This is a genomic window from Aeromonas sp. s10 (assembly GCF_040907975.1).
GTDB lineage: Bacteria > Pseudomonadota > Gammaproteobacteria > Enterobacterales > Aeromonadaceae > Aeromonas > Aeromonas caviae.
The window spans coordinates 13,158-28,926 of the sequence record NZ_JBFOCV010000026.1; the positions used below are offsets into that span (position 1 = coordinate 13,158).

15 protein-coding genes are annotated in these 15,769 nt (G+C 60.8%); 12 read left to right on the top strand and 3 right to left on the bottom strand.

Annotated features, from left to right (window positions below; translation table 11 throughout):
- Positions 1–52: 52 nt before the first annotated feature.
- The 7 genes from hemA (at position 53) to AB5Y59_RS06065 (ending at position 6,961) form a co-directional block, all read left to right on the top strand.
- A complete protein-coding gene (gene hemA, locus AB5Y59_RS06035) occupies positions 53–1,312 on the top strand; it encodes a glutamyl-tRNA reductase (RefSeq protein ID WP_134996625.1) in 1,260 nt (419 codons plus the stop codon).
- Between the two features lie 50 nt (positions 1,313–1,362).
- Positions 1,363–2,451 carry a peptide chain release factor 1 gene (gene prfA / locus AB5Y59_RS06040; protein WP_041215613.1) on the top strand — a complete coding sequence of 363 codons (1,089 nt, stop codon included), beginning with the start codon at positions 1,363–1,365 and terminating at the stop codon, positions 2,449–2,451.
- Complete coding sequence (gene prmC, locus AB5Y59_RS06045) at positions 2,451–3,284, top strand: peptide chain release factor N(5)-glutamine methyltransferase (RefSeq protein WP_323919103.1); 834 nt, start codon at positions 2,451–2,453, stop codon at positions 3,282–3,284. The genes prfA and prmC overlap by 1 nt, the downstream gene beginning before the upstream one ends.
- 42 nt (positions 3,285–3,326) lie before the next feature.
- Entirely contained in the window at positions 3,327–3,710 is a 384-nt protein-coding gene (locus AB5Y59_RS06050; RefSeq protein ID WP_042880800.1) for a SirB2 family protein, read from the top strand.
- Positions 3,711–3,721: 11 nt separating this feature from the next.
- Positions 3,722–4,522, top strand: a complete 801-nt coding sequence (locus AB5Y59_RS06055; protein WP_323919104.1) for a tetratricopeptide repeat protein — start codon at positions 3,722–3,724, stop codon at positions 4,520–4,522.
- An 11-nt stretch (positions 4,523–4,533) separates the two neighbouring features.
- Positions 4,534–5,388: a 3-deoxy-8-phosphooctulonate synthase gene (gene kdsA, locus AB5Y59_RS06060; protein ID WP_039039605.1), complete on the top strand. Its 855-nt coding sequence runs from the start codon at positions 4,534–4,536 to the stop codon at positions 5,386–5,388.
- 289 nt (positions 5,389–5,677) lie between these two features.
- The gene (locus tag AB5Y59_RS06065) at positions 5,678–6,961 is read left to right on the top strand and encodes a dicarboxylate/amino acid:cation symporter (RefSeq protein WP_041212586.1); all 1,284 of its coding nucleotides are present in this window, start codon (positions 5,678–5,680) and stop codon (positions 6,959–6,961) included.
- Positions 6,962–7,039: 78 nt separating this feature from the next.
- On the opposite strand, the gene grcA is transcribed toward AB5Y59_RS06065, so the two are convergent.
- A complete protein-coding gene (gene grcA, locus AB5Y59_RS06070; RefSeq protein ID WP_010673855.1) occupies positions 7,040–7,420 on the bottom strand; it encodes an autonomous glycyl radical cofactor GrcA in 381 nt (126 codons plus the stop codon).
- A gap of 595 nt (positions 7,421–8,015) precedes the next feature.
- On the opposite strand from grcA, the gene ung reads away from it, so the two are divergent.
- Together ung and AB5Y59_RS06080 are read left to right on the top strand one after the other, a co-directional pair.
- Positions 8,016–8,696 (top strand): uracil-DNA glycosylase, encoded by a 681-nt coding sequence (ung, locus tag AB5Y59_RS06075; RefSeq protein ID WP_323919105.1) that lies wholly within the window; start codon positions 8,016–8,018, stop codon positions 8,694–8,696.
- A 169-nt stretch (positions 8,697–8,865) separates the two neighbouring features.
- Positions 8,866–9,411 carry a hemerythrin domain-containing protein gene (locus AB5Y59_RS06080; RefSeq protein ID WP_041212588.1) on the top strand — a complete coding sequence of 182 codons (546 nt, stop codon included), beginning with the start codon at positions 8,866–8,868 and terminating at the stop codon, positions 9,409–9,411.
- Positions 9,412–9,507: 96 nt separating this feature from the next.
- On the opposite strand, the gene AB5Y59_RS06085 is transcribed toward AB5Y59_RS06080, so the two are convergent.
- A complete protein-coding gene (locus tag AB5Y59_RS06085; protein WP_010673858.1) occupies positions 9,508–9,687 on the bottom strand; it encodes a DUF3545 family protein in 180 nt (59 codons plus the stop codon).
- Between the two features lie 180 nt (positions 9,688–9,867).
- The gene (tal, locus tag AB5Y59_RS06090; RefSeq protein ID WP_279992915.1) at positions 9,868–10,818 is read right to left on the bottom strand and encodes a transaldolase; all 951 of its coding nucleotides are present in this window, start codon (positions 10,816–10,818) and stop codon (positions 9,868–9,870) included.
- Positions 10,819–11,543: 725 nt separating this feature from the next.
- Between tal and AB5Y59_RS06095 the strand changes: the two genes are divergently transcribed.
- The 3 genes from AB5Y59_RS06095 (at position 11,544) to AB5Y59_RS06105 (ending at position 15,764) form a co-directional block, all read left to right on the top strand.
- Positions 11,544–12,974, top strand: coding sequence for a sodium:alanine symporter family protein (locus tag AB5Y59_RS06095; protein ID WP_010673860.1), 1,431 nt, complete (start codon positions 11,544–11,546; stop codon positions 12,972–12,974).
- Between the two features lie 179 nt (positions 12,975–13,153).
- Positions 13,154–14,305: a CMY-1/MOX family class C beta-lactamase gene (gene blaMOX / locus AB5Y59_RS06100; RefSeq protein ID WP_323919106.1), complete on the top strand. Its 1,152-nt coding sequence runs from the start codon at positions 13,154–13,156 to the stop codon at positions 14,303–14,305.
- A gap of 292 nt (positions 14,306–14,597) precedes the next feature.
- Positions 14,598–15,764: an MdtL family multidrug efflux MFS transporter gene (locus AB5Y59_RS06105; protein WP_323919107.1), complete on the top strand. Its 1,167-nt coding sequence runs from the start codon at positions 14,598–14,600 to the stop codon at positions 15,762–15,764.
- The last annotated feature ends 5 nt before the right edge of the window (positions 15,765–15,769 follow it).

Below are 15,769 nucleotides of genomic sequence, written 5' to 3' on the forward strand. Positions count from 1 at the left end.
CGTACAATTGTCGGCCTCTACACCCTGTGCATGAAACGATCATCACCCACCCATGAGTTTGCTTGCCCTCGGAATCAACCACAACACCGCCAGTGTCGCCTTGCGGGAGCGGGTCGCCTTTGGCCCGGACCGCATCGATCGCGCCCTGCGTGAGCTGGTGGAGCAGCCTGGCGTCAGCGAGGCGGTGATCGTCTCCACCTGCAACCGCACCGAGCTCTATTGCAGCCTGGAGCAGGGGCAGGGGGAGCAGGTGCTGAACTGGTTGCAGCGGTTCCACGGGCTGGAGGCGAGCGAGGTGCTCTCTGCCATCTACCGGCACCAGGACGAGGAAGCGGTGCGACACCTGATGCGGGTGGCCTGCGGCCTCGACTCCCTGGTGCTCGGGGAGCCGCAGATCCTGGGGCAAATCAAGCAATCCTACGCCCACGCCCAGCAGGCTGATGCAGTGAAAGGATCCCTGGAGCGCCTGTTCCAGAAATCCTTCTCGGTGGCCAAACGGGTGCGCACCGACACCGAGATCGGCGCCAGCGCGGTGTCGGTGGCCTTCGCCGCCGTGAGCCTGGCCCGCCGTATCTTCTCCGATCTCTCCCAGACCAAGGTGCTGCTGGTGGGCGCCGGCGAAACCATCGAACTGGTGGCCCGCCACCTGCGCGAGCAGAGCGTGACCCGGATGATGGTGGCGAACCGGACCCTGCAACGGGCCCAGTTGCTGGCAGAGGAGTTCGGTGCCCAGGTAATGACTCTGGAGGAGATCCCGGACTACCTGCACGAGGCGGACATCGTCATCAGCTCCACGGCAAGCCCCCTGCCCATCATCGGCAAGGGCATGGTGGAGCGGGCGCTCAAGGCGCGTCGTTTCAAGCCCATGTTCCTGGTGGACATCGCCGTGCCCCGCGACATCGAAGCCGAGGTGGACGAGCTCTCCGATGCCTATCTCTACACGGTGGACGATCTGCAGGGCATCATCGAGCAGAACCTGGAGACCCGCAAGCGGGCGGCCGCCGAGGCGGAACTCATCGTGCAGGAAGAGCGCGACGAGTTCATGGGCTGGTATCGCAGCCAGCACTCGGTGGATCTCATTCGCGATTATCGCCATCAGTCACAGCAGGTCGCCGACGAAGAGTTGCAGCGGGCCTTGCTGGCCCTGCAACAGGGTGAAAATGCCGAGCAGGCGCTCAAGGCCATGGCTCATCGCCTCACCAACAAGCTGATCCACGCACCGACCCAGGCCCTGCGCCAGGCCGCCGCTCAGGGGGACAGCCACAAGCTGGCCCAACTGCGTCAGGTGCTGGGATTGTCACAAGAATCATAGTGTTGGGACGGCCCTTTGCCGTCCCGTCCTCCATCGAGAATCCAAGAGTCATGAACCCCTCATTGATCAGAAAGCTGGAAGGCCTCATCGAGCGCCATGAAGAAGTACAGGCCCTGCTCGGGGAGCCCGGGGTCGCCTCGGATCAGGACAGATACCGCGCCCTGACCCGGGAATACGCCCAGCTGGAAGATATCGTTCACGCCTTCCAGCGTTTCCGCCAGGCCGAAGAAAACCTCGACACCACCCGGCTGATGCTGGAGGAAGAGGATGCCGAGCTGCGGGAGATGGCGCAAGAGGAACTGCCGCTCGCCAAGGCGACCTTCGAGGAGCAGGAGCAGGCGCTTCAGGTGATGCTGTTGCCGCGCGACCCCAAGGATGACAACAACTGCTATCTGGAGATCCGCGCCGGTGCCGGTGGCGACGAGGCGGCCATTTTCGCGGGGGATCTGTTCCGCATGTACTCCCGCTACGCCGAGCGTCAGGGGTGGCGTGTCTCCATCGTCAGCTGCAATGACGGCGAACACGGCGGCTACAAGGAGGTGATCGCCAAGGTGGATGGTGAGCACGTCTACGGCCGCCTCAAGTTCGAGTCCGGCGGCCACCGGGTGCAGCGAGTCCCCGAGACCGAATCCCAGGGCCGGGTGCACACGTCCGCCTGTACCGTGGCCGTGCTGCCGGAAGTGCCGGAAGCCGAACAGGTGGAGATCAACCCCTCCGAGCTGAAGATCGACACCTTCCGCGCCTCCGGTGCCGGCGGCCAGCACGTCAACAAGACCGACTCCGCCATCCGCATCACCCACCTGCCCACCGGGCTGGTGGTGGAGTGCCAGGACGAGCGCTCCCAGCACAAGAACCGCGCCAAGGCGATGTCGGTGCTCTCCGCTCGCCTGCAGGCGGCCGAGGACGAACGCCACCGCGCCGCCGAGCAGAGTACCCGCCGCAACCTGGTGGGCTCCGGGGATCGCTCCGAGCGCATCCGCACTTACAACTATCCCCAGGGGCGTCTCTCCGAGCACCGGATCAACCTCACCCTCTATCGTCTGGGCGAAATCCTGGAAGGGGATCTGGACTGCGTGATCACCCCCCTGGTGCAGGAGTATCAGGCGGATCAGCTCGCCTCCCTGGCCGAGAGCAACTGATGCAGATCCAGCAGGCCCGCGCCCATATCATGGCGACCCTGGCCTCCGGGGAATCCCCCCGTGCCGACGCCGATGCCCTGCTCTGTCATCTGCTGGATTGCCGGCGCAGCTATCTGATGACCTGGCCGGAGCACGAGCTCGATGCCGCCCAGCAGGCGACCCTGGCGGGCTGGCTTGCCCGTCGCCTCAATGGTGAGCCCATTGCCCACCTTATTGGCGAGCGGGAGTTCTGGTCGCTGCCGCTGAAAGTGAGCCCGGCCACCCTGATCCCGCGCCCCGATACCGAGGTGCTGGTGGAACAGGCGCTGGCCCGCCTGCCGGGCGGCCCCTGCGCCCTGCTGGATCTGGGCACGGGCACCGGTGCCATCGCCCTTGCGCTCAAGTCTGAGCGACCGGATGCCGATGTATGGGCGGTGGACAGGATGCCGGCCGCGGCCGCGTTGGCCCGTACCAACAGCGCCGCCCTGGGGTTGCCCATCGAGGTGCGCGACGGCAGCTGGTTTGCGCCGCTCTCGGATGCACCGCGCTTTGCGATGATCGTCTCCAACCCGCCTTACATCGACGGGACGGATCCCCATCTTCACGAGGGGGACGTGCGCTTCGAGCCGCGCTCCGCCCTGGTGGCGGAGGAGCAGGGGCTGGCGGATATCCGCCTCATCGTCACCCAGGCGCCCGCCCATCTGGTGCCAGGTGGTTGGCTGTTGCTGGAACACGGCTGGGATCAGGGGGATGCGGTGCGTCAACTCCTGCTGCAACAAGGCTACGTCCAGGTGGAAACCGTGCGCGATTACGGCGATAACGAGCGGGTGACCCTGGGGCGCCTGGCTCAGTGATATGACGGGCGGGCCCGGTCTGCCCCTGTTCAAGGAAATCTTATGTATGTTGTTCTCAAGCATCTGCACCTCACCCTGATTGCCGGGGCCGTGCTGATGTTTATCCTGCGCTTTTACTGGTTGCAGACCGGCTCCGCGCTGGCAGGGGGAGCCCGCACCCTCAAGATCAGCGGCTGGCTCAACGGCCTGGTGGTGCTCTCCGGTGCGCTGCTCTGCATGGTGCTGGGTCTCAACCCCCTCAACAACGCCATCCCCTGGCTGGCCGAGAAGCTGACGTCCATCCTGGTGGTGGCGTTTCTGGCCATGATGGCGCTGCGCCTGGCCCGCAGCAACGGCATCCGCTGGTTTGCCTTCCTGGGCGCACTGGGGTGGATCTTCTTTATCGCCAAGCTTGCGGTGCAAAAGCAGGCCAGCCTGTTCGGCTAGGAAGGATGACGATGATACGTGTGGATGAGTGGACCGACTTCGAGGCTCACGATCTGGCCGAGCTGGCGCTGTCGGTGAGCGACGAGATCCGGGGCCATGGCGGCACGGGAGAGGCCGAGCTTGCCCTCCTCGATGCCTGGCTGGACGAGACGATTGCCGAGGGAGACTGCGACGAGGTGCGCCGTCAGCTGTTGCAGGGTTTCTACCAGACCCTGGGCTTTCGTGGCGACTGGCAGGATTACTTCTCGTCCGCCAACTGCGATCTGGACCAGGTGCTGGCAAGGCGCAAGGGGATCCCGGTCAGTCTCGGCATCCTCCTCATCCAGCTGGGTCGCAAGATAGGGCTGGATGTGGAGGGGATCTGCTTCCCCGGCCATTTCCTCCTGAGTTTTGCCGGTCTGGACGGGGAGGTCTATGTGGACCCCTTCAACGGTGATGAACTGAGCCGGCACCGCATCGAACTGCTGCTGCGCGGTGCCCTCGGCAACCTGGAGAGTCTGAGCGATGATCATCTGCAGCCATCGGGGCAGTGGGAGATCATCGAGCGCTTGCTCAATGTCAGCAAGGGCGCCCTGCTGCGCGAGGAGCGCATGACGGAGGCGCTGCGCTGCAGCGAGCTGTTGCTGCGCATGAAGCCCGGTGATCCGCTGGAGACGCGGGATCGGGGCTTCATCTATGAGCAACTCGATTGCCCGCGCTTTGCCGCCGACGATTTCGAATACTTTATTGAACAATGCCCTGATGATCCCGTGGCCGACGTGCTGAAAACCCAGCTGGCCACCCTGGACCTCAGTCCCAAACCCCTCCATTAAGGATCCCTGAGATGGAACAGAAGAATATCAAGGTCAACCAGATCGACGTCGCCAACGACAAACCTTTCGTGCTGTTCGGCGGCATGAACGTGCTGGAATCCCGCGACATGGCGATGGCGGTGTGCGAGAAGTACGTGGAAGTGACCAGCAAGCTCGGCATCCCGTTCGTGTTCAAGGCGAGCTGGGACAAGGCCAACCGCTCCTCCATCCACTCCTATCGCGGCCCGGGTCTGGAAGAGGGGATGAAGATCTTCCAGGAGCTGAAAGCGACCTTCGGCATGCCGGTGATCTCCGATCTGCATGAGCCCCATCAGGCCAAACCGGTCGCCGAGGTGGTCGACGTCATCCAGCTGCCCGCCTTCCTGGCGCGCCAGACCGATCTGGTGGAGGCCATGGCCCGCACCGGCAACGTCATCAACATCAAGAAGCCGCAATTCCTGAGCCCAAGCCAGATGAAGAACATCACCGACAAGTTCGAGGAGTGTGGCAACGATCGCCTGATCCTCTGCGAGCGCGGTGCCAACTTCGGCTATGACAACCTGGTGGTGGACATGCTGGGCCTGGGCGTCATGAAGAAGAGCACCGGCGGCTATCCGGTCATCTTTGACGTCACCCACTCCCTGCAGTGCCGTGATCCCCTGGGAGCGGCCTCCGGTGGTCGCCGCGAGCAGGTGACCGAGCTGGCCCGTGCTGGCATGGCGGTGGGCCTGGCCGGTCTCTTTATCGAATCCCACCCGGATCCGAAAATTGCCCGCTGCGACGGCCCGAGCGCCCTGCCGCTGGAGAAGCTGGAAGGTTTCCTCAAGCAGATGAAGGCCATCGACGATCTCGTCAAGGGCTTCGAGCCCCTCGATACCTCCGCCTGATCGCGATTTTTACTATCAAAAATGCCCCGCCATGCGGGGCATTTTTATTTCCGTCATTTTCATTTGGTGCTCTTCGGCGTCCATTGCGACCATGTTTTCGTGGTGTTAATGATGTTAAATATATTGTGTGATTGATGTCTCTTATTTGCTTCTTATGACATGCAAAAGTAGCGACCGTCAGGATGGCAAAAAGGTATGAAGCGGGTGAGATAACCCTATTTCTCGCCGCAGACTGCTGCATGCGTTATTTGCTGTCAGTGGAGTCACACTTATTAACAGGACGTTGAGCATGCACAAGAAAATTGTCAGTAGCCTCTATTTTCAGGTGATATTGGCAATCACCATCGGAATATGTCTGGGACATGTCTATCCGAGTCTGGGCGCAGATATGAAACCCCTTGGTGATGGCTTCGTTAAATTAATCAAGATGATCATCGCCCCCGTCATTTTCTGTACCGTGGTCACCGGCATTGCCGGCATGGAAAGCATGAAGGCGGTGGGCAAAACCGGTGCCATTGCGCTGATCTATTTTGAAGTGGTGAGCACCCTGGCCCTGATCATCGGTCTGTGCGTGGTCAACGTGCTGCAGCCGGGGGCCGGTATGAATGTGGATCCCTCCTCACTCGACGCCAGCGCCATCTCCGTCTATGCGGATCAGGCCCAGTCCCAGGGGATAATTCCCTTCCTGCTGGATGTGATACCGGCCAGCGTCATCGGTGCCTTTGCCGGCGGAAATATACTCCAGGTGTTGCTGTTTGCCGTCCTGTTCGGATTTTCCCTGCATCATATCGGGGAGAAGGGAAAACCCATCTTCAATATCATCGATGGTTTCTCTCAGGTTATTTTCGGCATCATCAACATGATCATGAAACTGGCGCCGATCGGGGCATTTGGTGCCATGGCATTCACCATAGGGAAATACGGTATTGGTTCTTTGGTGCAGCTGGGGCAATTAATTGCTAGCTTCTATCTGACCTGCCTGCTGTTTATTTTTCTGGTGCTCGGAAGTATCGCCAAAGCCAATGGCTTCAGCATTGTGCGCTTTATTGCCTATATCCGGGAAGAGCTGTTGATCGTGCTGGGAACATCCTCGTCGGAATCCGTATTGCCGCGCATGCTGGTGAAAATGGAGGCGCTGGGCTGCAAGAAATCGGTGGTGGGTCTGGTGATCCCGACCGGTTACTCATTCAACCTGGACGGCACCTCCATCTATCTGACCATGGCAGCCGTCTTCATCGCCCAGGCGACCAACACCCCGCTGGACCTGTTCCATCAGCTCACCCTGCTGGTGGTGCTGCTTATCTCCTCCAAGGGGGCGGCCGGAGTCACGGGGAGTGGCTTCATCGTGCTGGCAGCCACCATCTCGGCGGTAGGGCATCTGCCGCTGGCCGGGCTGGCGCTGATCCTCGGGATTGATCGCTTCATGTCGGAGGCGCGCGCCCTGACCAACCTCATCGGCAACGGGGTGGCGACCCTGGTGGTGGCCCGTTACTGCGATCAGCTCGACGAGGCCACCATGCAGGACGCCCTGGCGAAACCCGTGGTGGCAAGGCCGGTGGACCTGCGAAGCTGACCCAGGTTCCGGCGGCGATCATCACCCATGAAAAAACGGCCCGAGGGGGCCGTTTTTTATCTCTTTACGCAGGGCGCCTTACAGGCTCTGGGTGAAGGTGCGGGTGACCACGTCACGCTGCTGCTCCGGGGTCAGGGCGTTGAAACGCACGGCGTAACCGGAGACGCGGATGGTGAGCTGCGGGTATTTTTCCGGGTTGGCGATGGCGTCTTCCAGGGTTTCGCGGCGCAGTACGTTGACGTTCAGGTGCTGACCCCCTTCGACCACAGGCTCTTGCTGAACCGGCAGTTCACGGTATTCGAATTGACCCAGGTCGGAGAGGCTGACTTCCTGATCGGCGGCAAAGCTGTCGCCCTTGGCGCAGATGCAGCGAGCCTGTTGTTTCTCTTCGTCCAGCAGCCAGAAAGAGTTCAGCAGAGCGGCGTTGGCGGACTGGGTGATTTGGATGCCCTTGATCATGGTATGACTCCTCATAGGAAAGCGGATTCAACGGTAAGCACATTACCCTGATGTTTTTAAACCACCTCTTGGAAGGAATGATTTAACGGGGCCTTGCCTTACACCTTTACTTCGTTGGGGCCATATATACCACGACGGTAATATTACGAAAATTGATCCAAATCAATAAAATCCCATTTTGCGTGCATTGAAAGGGATTAAATCATTGAGTTGAATCAAAAACAGATCATTTTTCTGTTTTTGTAAGATATATGAATTATGCATTTTTTATTATTCATATCTAGTAATTTAACTACACCTTTAGGGTTTATTTCTGGCGTCAGCGAAAACCGGCCTGTCCGAAGGACGTCCTGTTATTCCTGTGTCGACGCAGTACCGGTCATTGCCCGTGAACGCCGCCGCCACTTCCCAGGCTGGCAAGGCTGAGCCTGACCTCCATGCGGTTGCGTCTTGGGGGCGAGGACCCTATCCTGAGCCCCTTGCTCTATTGACCGAGGAGATAGCGGTGCCAAGCTGGACAGAAGGCGGGGAGTGGGGAGAGGCTGGCATGCCAGCCAGGATGGAAGGAGTGGATTCGCAACGAGAGGAGACGGGTGTGCTGACCTGGAAAGATGTGATTGGTTCGGAGAAAGAGCAGGCGTATTTCATGGACACCCTGGCCACCGTCAGGGCCGAGCGGGAGGCGGGCAAGGTGATCTATCCCCCGGCGACCGAGGTATTCAATGCCTTCAAACTGACCGAGCTGGATGACGTCAAGGTGGTGATTCTGGGGCAGGATCCCTATCACGGCCCGGACCAGGCGCACGGCCTCTGTTTCTCCGTCTTGCCCGGAGTGCGCACGCCGCCGTCCCTCGTCAACATCTACAAGGAGATGCAGCGGGATCTGCCGGGTTTTGTCACACCCCATCACGGCTTCCTGGAATCCTGGGCCAGACAGGGAGTGCTACTGCTCAATACGGTGCTGACGGTACAGGCGGGCATGGCGCACTCTCACGCCCACCTGGGGTGGGAGACCTTTACCGATCGAGTCATCGAGCGGATCAATGCCCATTGCCAGGGAGTCGTCTTCCTGCTGTGGGGCGCTCATGCCCAGAAGAAAGGGCGCTTCATCGACCGGTCGCGCCACCATGTGCTGAGCGCCCCCCATCCCAGCCCGCTCTCTGCCCATCGCGGTTTCATCGGTTGCGGCCACTTCTCCGAGGCCAATCGCCTGCTGGCCCAGCAGGGACGCAGTCCCATCGACTGGCTCTCGGTCTGCGCCGATCCGGCGGCCTGACGCCGTGCATGCACAGGGGAAATGGTGTCCCCTGTGCCCCCTGTGCCCCCTGTGGTGAGAGGCTGGTGCAGCCGCTGTCTGCATCCGACTTGATTGAGTGCAAAGTTCAGGCAATAAATGACCGTATACTCGAGACAGACGTTTTCTCATTTCAGTGCAAGGAGTGCCCATGTTATCCAGTCTGCATAAGGACCACCTCAACATCACCCGGTTGCTGACGCTGCTCAAGCAAAAGCTGGCGGCCATTCGCAATGAGCAGCCGGTGAGCTACTTCCTGCTGCGGGATGTGGTGGATTATCTGCGCGAGGTATCCGACAAGTACCACCACCCGAAGGAAGACATGATTTATGACTACTACCTGAAATACAGGGTGGTGGAGGGGGAGGTGGCCAACCGGCTGCACGAGGAGCACGCCCGTCTGCTGGATGCAGGGACCGAGCTCAAGGAGATGGTGGAGATGATCCTGATGGATGCGGTCATCCCGCTGGATCAGTTCGTGGCCCGTCTGGAGCAGTTCATCGAGCAGCAGGAGGCGCACATGAACTATGAGGAAGGGGTCATCTTCCCCCATCTGCGCGACTCCCTGACCGAGGATGACTGGCGTCATCTCGAACAGCTCTGGCAGAACCGGGCCATCAATGATCCCCTGTTCGGGGCGGAGGTGAGCCAGCACTTCCAGGCGCTGGCCAAACAGCTCTCGCTGCCTGCAGCCTGACAGGAAGTTCACCCATAAAAACAGCGCCCCGGTCAATCCGGGGCGCTGTTTTTATGGCTCCACTCGCTGGAGTGAAACATGGGCGATGTGGGCGTATCAGAGCTCCAGGTCGTCCGATCCTTCATAGGCGATGTCGATGGCCTGCAGCTCCTTTTGCAGGCGGTGCTTGTCTTTAAGCGCCTCAATCTCACGCCATTTGCGTTTTTTTCCCGTTGTCCCGCGGCTACGTGAACCCAGCTCAACGACCTCGTCAAAATCGAAGTTGAACATGTCCATGGCTCCCTCCTTGGTTTTATGGTTTTCACCATCCATATAACACGACGCCTTTGAAAATAAAACGTTTTTATGACGAAGTTGTGACAACCGGAAACAGGCACAAAAAAACCGGGCTGCCCTTTCGGGAGCCCGGTTTTTGCGGCGCCACTTCGCTCTGTGAGAGCCGAGTGGCGAGCGGCCTTACAGGTGGCTTGCCAGCATGGTTTCCAGCTTGCCCTGGTCGATGGCGAACAGGCGGATGCCTTCGGCCAGCTTCTCGACCGCCATGGCGTCCTGGTTCAGCTCCCAGCGGAATTCGGCTTCGGTCATCGGGGCCGGTTTGGCTGTGCGCTCGCCGGTGTAGTCCAGCTTGCGCACCACGGTGCCTTCAGCCTTGCTCAGCTCTTCCAGCAAAGCGGGGCCAATGGTCAGGCGGTCGCAGCCGGCCAGTTCCAGGATTTCGCCGGTGTTGCGGAAGCTCGCGCCCATGACCACGGTCGGGTAGTCGTGCTGCTTGTAGTAGTTGTAGATGGCGGTGACGGAGACCACGCCCGGATCTTCACTGGCGGTGTAGTCACGGCCGTTCTTGGCCTTGTACCAGTCGAGGATGCGGCCCACGAACGGGGAGATGAGGAAGGCACCGGCTTCGGCACAGGCGCGGGCTTGGGCGAAGGAGAACAGCAGGGTCAGGTTGCACTGGATACCCTCTTTCTCCAGCACCTCGGCGGCACGGATCCCTTCCCAGGTGGAGGCCAGCTTGATCAGGATGCGATCATTGCTGATACCGGCTTCGTTGTAGAGGCGGATCAGCTTGCGGGCCTTGGCGATGCTGGCGTCGGTGTCGAAGGAGAGGCGGGCGTCCACTTCGGTGGAGATGCGACCCGGGACGATTTTCAGCACTTCCAGGCCGATGTTGACCGCCAGCTTGTCGCCTGCGTCGATGATTTGCTGTGCCTTGTCCTGGCTCTGGGATTTGGCCCAGGCAATGGCGTCCTGGATCAGGGCTGCGTACTCGGGGATCTCGGAGGCCTTGAGTACCAGAGAGGGGTTGGTGGTGGCATCGATGGGCTGGTAGCGCTTGATGGCTTCGATGTCGCCGGTATCGGCAACCACTGTGGTCAGGGCTTTCAGCTGGGTCAATTTATCGGCCATGGCAAATATCATCTCTTTATGAGGGAGCAATCCCAGGGTGGCGGGCATGAGACGGCAGTTCTGAAATTAAATTACAAGATCCCGGCGGCTCAGGCTCAGAAAGGGGCGATGGGCAGGCCCCATCGTCATTGCCTGCCTAATTAATACGGATGTGGCGCATCCTGCAATAGGGGGGCTTGTATGCGAATCAGCCAGGTGGTGAAAGCGGTACCGGCTGTCTGGTGAAAGTGTTTGATAAAAAACGAGTTTTATTCATGGTGTGGCGGCTGGCTCCGACATGGAAAAGCGCAATTATTTTGGTGGATTCATGAATTTGTGCGGGAGGTCACATAAATAGTTCTGTCAGCTACTTGAAATTTAATTACGTGTAAAACGTTTTGCGTTACAACCCCTTGCCGATGAGGCATGAGAGGCAAACGCTTGTCTCCCTGGTTTTGTTTCACTCAGCGGTTTTTACCCCCATGGGATGAGTTGTAAAATGGTTCTCTATTGGATCTAATTTGTAAGGGCGCTGGGTAGCGCATCAATTTTTGTTGATTTATTGCGTGCTAAATGAAGCTTTTTTGCATCAAATTGCTCGTTTTTTGTCTCCCCAGTGAGCCCTGTCACTATTCTGAATTCCCTCCCTATGCTAGATTCCGCCCCTTCGGCGCAATGCTGGTTCGGAAATTGACAGAGAGCGGTCAGCGCAGACTGGCCATGGATGTGATAACAACGAGAGAATTATGGACACCTTGATTGCAATGATTAACGACCTGATGTGGGGAGCCGTGCTCATTTACCTGCTGATCGGGGTCGGTATCTTCTTTACCTTCCGTCTGGGCTTTATCCAGATCCGCCACTTCGGCCACATGTTCTCGGTCCTGCGCAACAGTCGCAAATCCGACAGCGCCGGCATCTCCTCCTTCCAGGCTCTGTGTACCAGCCTGGCGGCCCGTGTCGGGACGGGCAATCTGGCCGGTGTGGCCGTCGCCATCTATCTGGGTGGCCCTGGCGCCGTCTTCTGGATGTGGCTGATCGCCTTCATCGGCATGGCCACCGCCTTCGTGGAGAGCACCCTGGCCCAGCTCTACAAGGTCAAGGATGAGGATGGCAACTACCGGGGCGGTCCCGCCTACTACATGGAGCGCGGCCTCGGCATGCGCTGGATGGGGGTGGTCTTCTCCCTCTGCCTGCTGCTGGCCTTCGGTCTGGTGTTCAACGCGGTGCAGGCCAACTCCATCAGCCTGGCCATGAACGTCGCCTTCGGCATCCCTGACTGGGTGAGCGGTCTGGCCCTGGTGGTGCTCTCCGGTCTCATCATCTTCGGCGGCATTCGCGGCATCGCCCGTTTCGCCGAGCTGGTGGTGCCCTTCATGGCGCTCGCCTACATCCTGATGGCGCTGTTCGTGGTGGCCATGAACATCAGCGAGCTGCCCGGCGTGCTGGCCCTGATCATCAAGTCTGCGTTCGGCATCGAGCAGGCGGGTTCCGGCGCCATGGGCTATGCCATCTCCCAGGCGATGATCAACGGCATCAAGCGCGGCCTCTTCTCCAACGAGGCGGGCATGGGCTCTGCCCCCAATGCTGCCGCCACCGCCACCCCCTATCCGCCGCACCCGGCCTCCCAGGGTTATGTGCAGATGCTGGGTGTCTTCCTCGATACCATCGTCATCTGTACCTGTACTGCCGCCATCATCCTGATGTCCGGCCAGTTCGAGCCGGGTTCCGGTGTGACCGGTGTCGAGCTGACCCAGCGTGCGCTCTCCTCCCAGGTGGGCGGCGGTGGCAACATCTTCATCGCGGCGGCCATCTTCTTCTTCGCCTTCACCTCCATCGTGGCGAACTACTCCTATGCGGAGACCAACCTGGTGTTCCTCGAGCACAATCACAAGGGCGGCCTGATGCTGTTCCGGATGTTCGTGCTGGGCATGGTGATGTTCGGCTCCGTGGGCGAGCTGCCGACCGTGTGGGCTCTGGCGGATGTCTCCATGGGGCTGATGGCCATCGTCAACCTGGTGGCCATCCTGCTGCTCTCCGGCGTCGCCATCAAGCTGGCCAAGGACTACAACGACCAGCTCAAGCTGGGGCGCGTCCCCACCTTCGATGCCAACAAGTACCCCGAGCTGCGCAGTCAGCTGGAAGAGGGGATCTGGGACAACCCGGGCAAGAAATAAGCCCGTGTTGCAAGGTGATTGAAGGGGAGCCATGGCTCCCCTTTTTCATGGGTAAAAAGAGGGGGCGGCTTCACACAGACTTCACAGAGCCTCATCGGCAGCACACCTCGCGGGACTATGCTGGGCTCATCACTCGCCGCCATGGCGATACCTTGCTAACGACAGTCAGGAGACATGCAATGCAACAACGACAATCCATCCTGTGGGGCGCTCTGGCCACCCTGATGTGGGCCGGTCTGGCTCATGCCGGTGACAAGGCGGCGACCGATCCCCTGCGCCCCGTGGTGGATGCCAGCATCCGGCCGCTGCTCAAGGAGCACAGGATCCCGGGCATGGCGGTGGCCGTGCTCAAGGATGGCAAGGCCCACTATTTCAACTACGGTGTGGCCGATCGGGAGCGCGCGGTCGGTGTCAGCGAGCAGACCCTGTTCGAGATAGGCTCCGTGAGCAAGACCCTGACCGCGACGCTGGGGGCCTACGCTGTGGTGCAGGGGGGCTTCGAGCTCGATGACAAGGCGAGTCTGTTCGCCCCCTGGCTCAAGGGATCCGCCTTTGACAACATCACCATGGGGGAGCTGGCTACCTACAGCGCGGGCGGCTTGCCGCTGCAATTCCCCGAGGAGGTGGATTCGCTCGAGAAGATGCAGGCCTACTACCGCCAGTGGACCCCAGCCTACTCGCCGGGTTCCCATCGCCAGTACGCCAACCCCAGCATCGGGCTCTTTGGCTATCTGGCGGCGAGCAGCATGAAGCAGCCGTTCGATCGCCTGATGGAGCAGACGATCCTGCCGGGGCTTGGCCTGTACCATACCTACCTCACTGTGCCCGAGCAGGCCATGGGGCACTACGCCTACGGCTACTCGAAGGAGGACAAGCCGATCCGCGTCACTCCCGGCATGCTGGCGGACGAGGCCTACGGCATCAAGACCAGCTCGGCGGATCTGCTGCGCTTTGTGAAGGCGAACATCAGCGGGGTGGATAATGCGGCCATGCAGCAGGCCATCGACCTGACTCACCAGGGCCAGTATGCGGTGGGGGAGATGACCCAGGGACTGGGCTGGGAGCGTTACGCCTATCCCGTCAGCGAGCAGACGCTGCTGGCGGGCAACTCCCCGGCGATGATTTACAATGCCAACCCGGCGGCGCCCGCGCCCGCTGCGGCAGGGCACCCTGTGCTCTTCAACAAGACCGGCTCGACCAACGGCTTCGGGGCCTATGTGGCTTTCGTGCCGGCCAAAGGGATCGGCATCGTCATGCTGGCCAATCGCAACTACCCCAACGAGGCGCGCATCAAGGCGGCTCACGCCATCCTGACGCAACTGGCCAGGTAATGGTGCGCCGTCGCTGAGCCTTGAGGGCACGCCGCATCGCGGCGTGCCCGTTACCTCGGACCCGCCCCCTCAAGGGCGACCTGGCAGGGGGCGGGTCGATGAACATGCCAGTCCGGACCTCTCCTGCGGGAGATGTCCGGATTGGCATCCACCGAGTGCCATCTCGTCACTAGGCCCCGGCAGGCCGCCCGCTCTATAGTGCCCGGCATCTTCCTCTGCTTTTGCAGGATTGAGTTGTCAATCTCGCTGACAGCGCACCTGTGATGGTGAAACCTGCTGCTATGGAGCCTTCATGGGTATGTTTCTGCTGTGTACTTTTCTGATGATCATCCTCTATCCCCTCGGGATCGATCTCTATCTGGTGGCCGTGCCCCGCATTGCGCAAACCCTGCAGGGGAGCGAGGCGCAGATCCACACCGCTTTTTCCATCTATCTGCTGGGCATGGCGGCTACCGTGCTGCCGGGGGGCATGCTGGCGGATCGCCATGGCAGGCGCCCCGTGGTACTGGGGGGCACCCTCATCTTCGTGGTCGCCTCCCTGGTGGCGGGGGAGGCGACCGGCATCGCCCAGTTTTATCTGGGGCGTTTCTGGCAAGGGGTGGGCGCTGGAGCGCTCTACATCATGACCTTCACCGTGCTGCGGGATGTGCTGAGCCAGGCGCGCCTCGCGATGGCCCTCTCCCTCATCAACGGCGTGATCTGCATCATTCCGGTGCTGGCTCCCGTACTCGGTTATCTCATCCTGTCGCACTTCGAGTGGCGCGGCATCTTCGTGGGCATGGCGCTGGTGGCTGCCATCAGTGCCCTGGTCAACCTGCGACTGCTCAAGGAGACCCGCCCCGCCCGCCAGCCTGCGGGGGCATCGCCGCTGGCCCTGCTGGGCATGGCCCCCTTCATGCTGCGCGCCTTGCTGACCAGCGCCAGCGTGACCGCCATCCTGGTCTATGTGAGCGTCTCGCCCCTCGTCCTGATGACCACGTTCGGCCTGTCTCCCGAGCAGTACACCCGGCTGATGATGGCGATGGCCGGGGTGAGCATGTCCGCTTCCTTCCTGACCCCCTTGCTGCTGCGCTGGCTCGGCAAGGCAAGGGTGCTGGCGCTCTCCCACCTCGCCTACCTGCTGGCCTTGCTCGCCCTGCTGTGCAGCAGCGGGCCCGAAGGCGGCCTGTCCTGGCTGCTGGCGGGGTTTGCCCTGGTCTGCATCGGGTTTTCCTGCGGGTTCGGGGTGGCGATGGGGGAGGCGCTGGATGTGTGCGGGGATCAGGTGGCATCGGCCAGCGCCCTGCTCTGCATCATGCAGATAGGGTTGTCCGGGCTCTTCATCTGGGGGATGGGCCATCTGGGGATGCCTGCGTTCTGGATGCTGATCCTGGCACTCCTGCTGGCGCTGCTCGGTTACCTGGTGGTCAAGGTGCTGCTACCATGGCGTGCGGTACGGCGAGTACGGGCTCGGGGATAGGAGAG

Bases quoted from the DNA above. Each gene is read 5' to 3' on its own strand.
- AB5Y59_RS06085 (WP_010673858.1), bottom strand. From the start codon at position 9,687: ATGGACATGTTCAACTTCGATTTTGACGAGGTCGTTGAGCTGGGTTCA.
- AB5Y59_RS06050 (WP_042880800.1), top strand. From the start codon at position 3,327: ATGTATGTTGTTCTCAAGCATCTGCACCTCACCCTGATTGCCGGGGCC.
- tal (WP_279992915.1), bottom strand. From the start codon at position 10,818: ATGGCCGATAAATTGACCCAGCTGAAAGCCCTGACCACAGTGGTTGCC.
- prfA (WP_041215613.1), top strand. From the start codon at position 1,363: ATGAACCCCTCATTGATCAGAAAGCTGGAAGGCCTCATCGAGCGCCAT.
- AB5Y59_RS06105 (WP_323919107.1), top strand. From the start codon at position 14,598: ATGGGTATGTTTCTGCTGTGTACTTTTCTGATGATCATCCTCTATCCC.
- AB5Y59_RS06055 (WP_323919104.1), top strand. From the start codon at position 3,722: ATGATACGTGTGGATGAGTGGACCGACTTCGAGGCTCACGATCTGGCC.
- AB5Y59_RS06080 (WP_041212588.1), top strand. From the start codon at position 8,866: ATGTTATCCAGTCTGCATAAGGACCACCTCAACATCACCCGGTTGCTG.
- grcA (WP_010673855.1), bottom strand. From the start codon at position 7,420: ATGATCAAGGGCATCCAAATCACCCAGTCCGCCAACGCCGCTCTGCTG.
- hemA (WP_134996625.1), top strand. From the start codon at position 53: ATGAGTTTGCTTGCCCTCGGAATCAACCACAACACCGCCAGTGTCGCC.
- kdsA (WP_039039605.1), top strand. From the start codon at position 4,534: ATGGAACAGAAGAATATCAAGGTCAACCAGATCGACGTCGCCAACGAC.
- prmC (WP_323919103.1), top strand. From the start codon at position 2,451: ATGCAGATCCAGCAGGCCCGCGCCCATATCATGGCGACCCTGGCCTCC.
- AB5Y59_RS06095 (WP_010673860.1), top strand. From the start codon at position 11,544: ATGGACACCTTGATTGCAATGATTAACGACCTGATGTGGGGAGCCGTG.
- blaMOX (WP_323919106.1), top strand. From the start codon at position 13,154: ATGCAACAACGACAATCCATCCTGTGGGGCGCTCTGGCCACCCTGATG.
- AB5Y59_RS06065 (WP_041212586.1), top strand. From the start codon at position 5,678: ATGCACAAGAAAATTGTCAGTAGCCTCTATTTTCAGGTGATATTGGCA.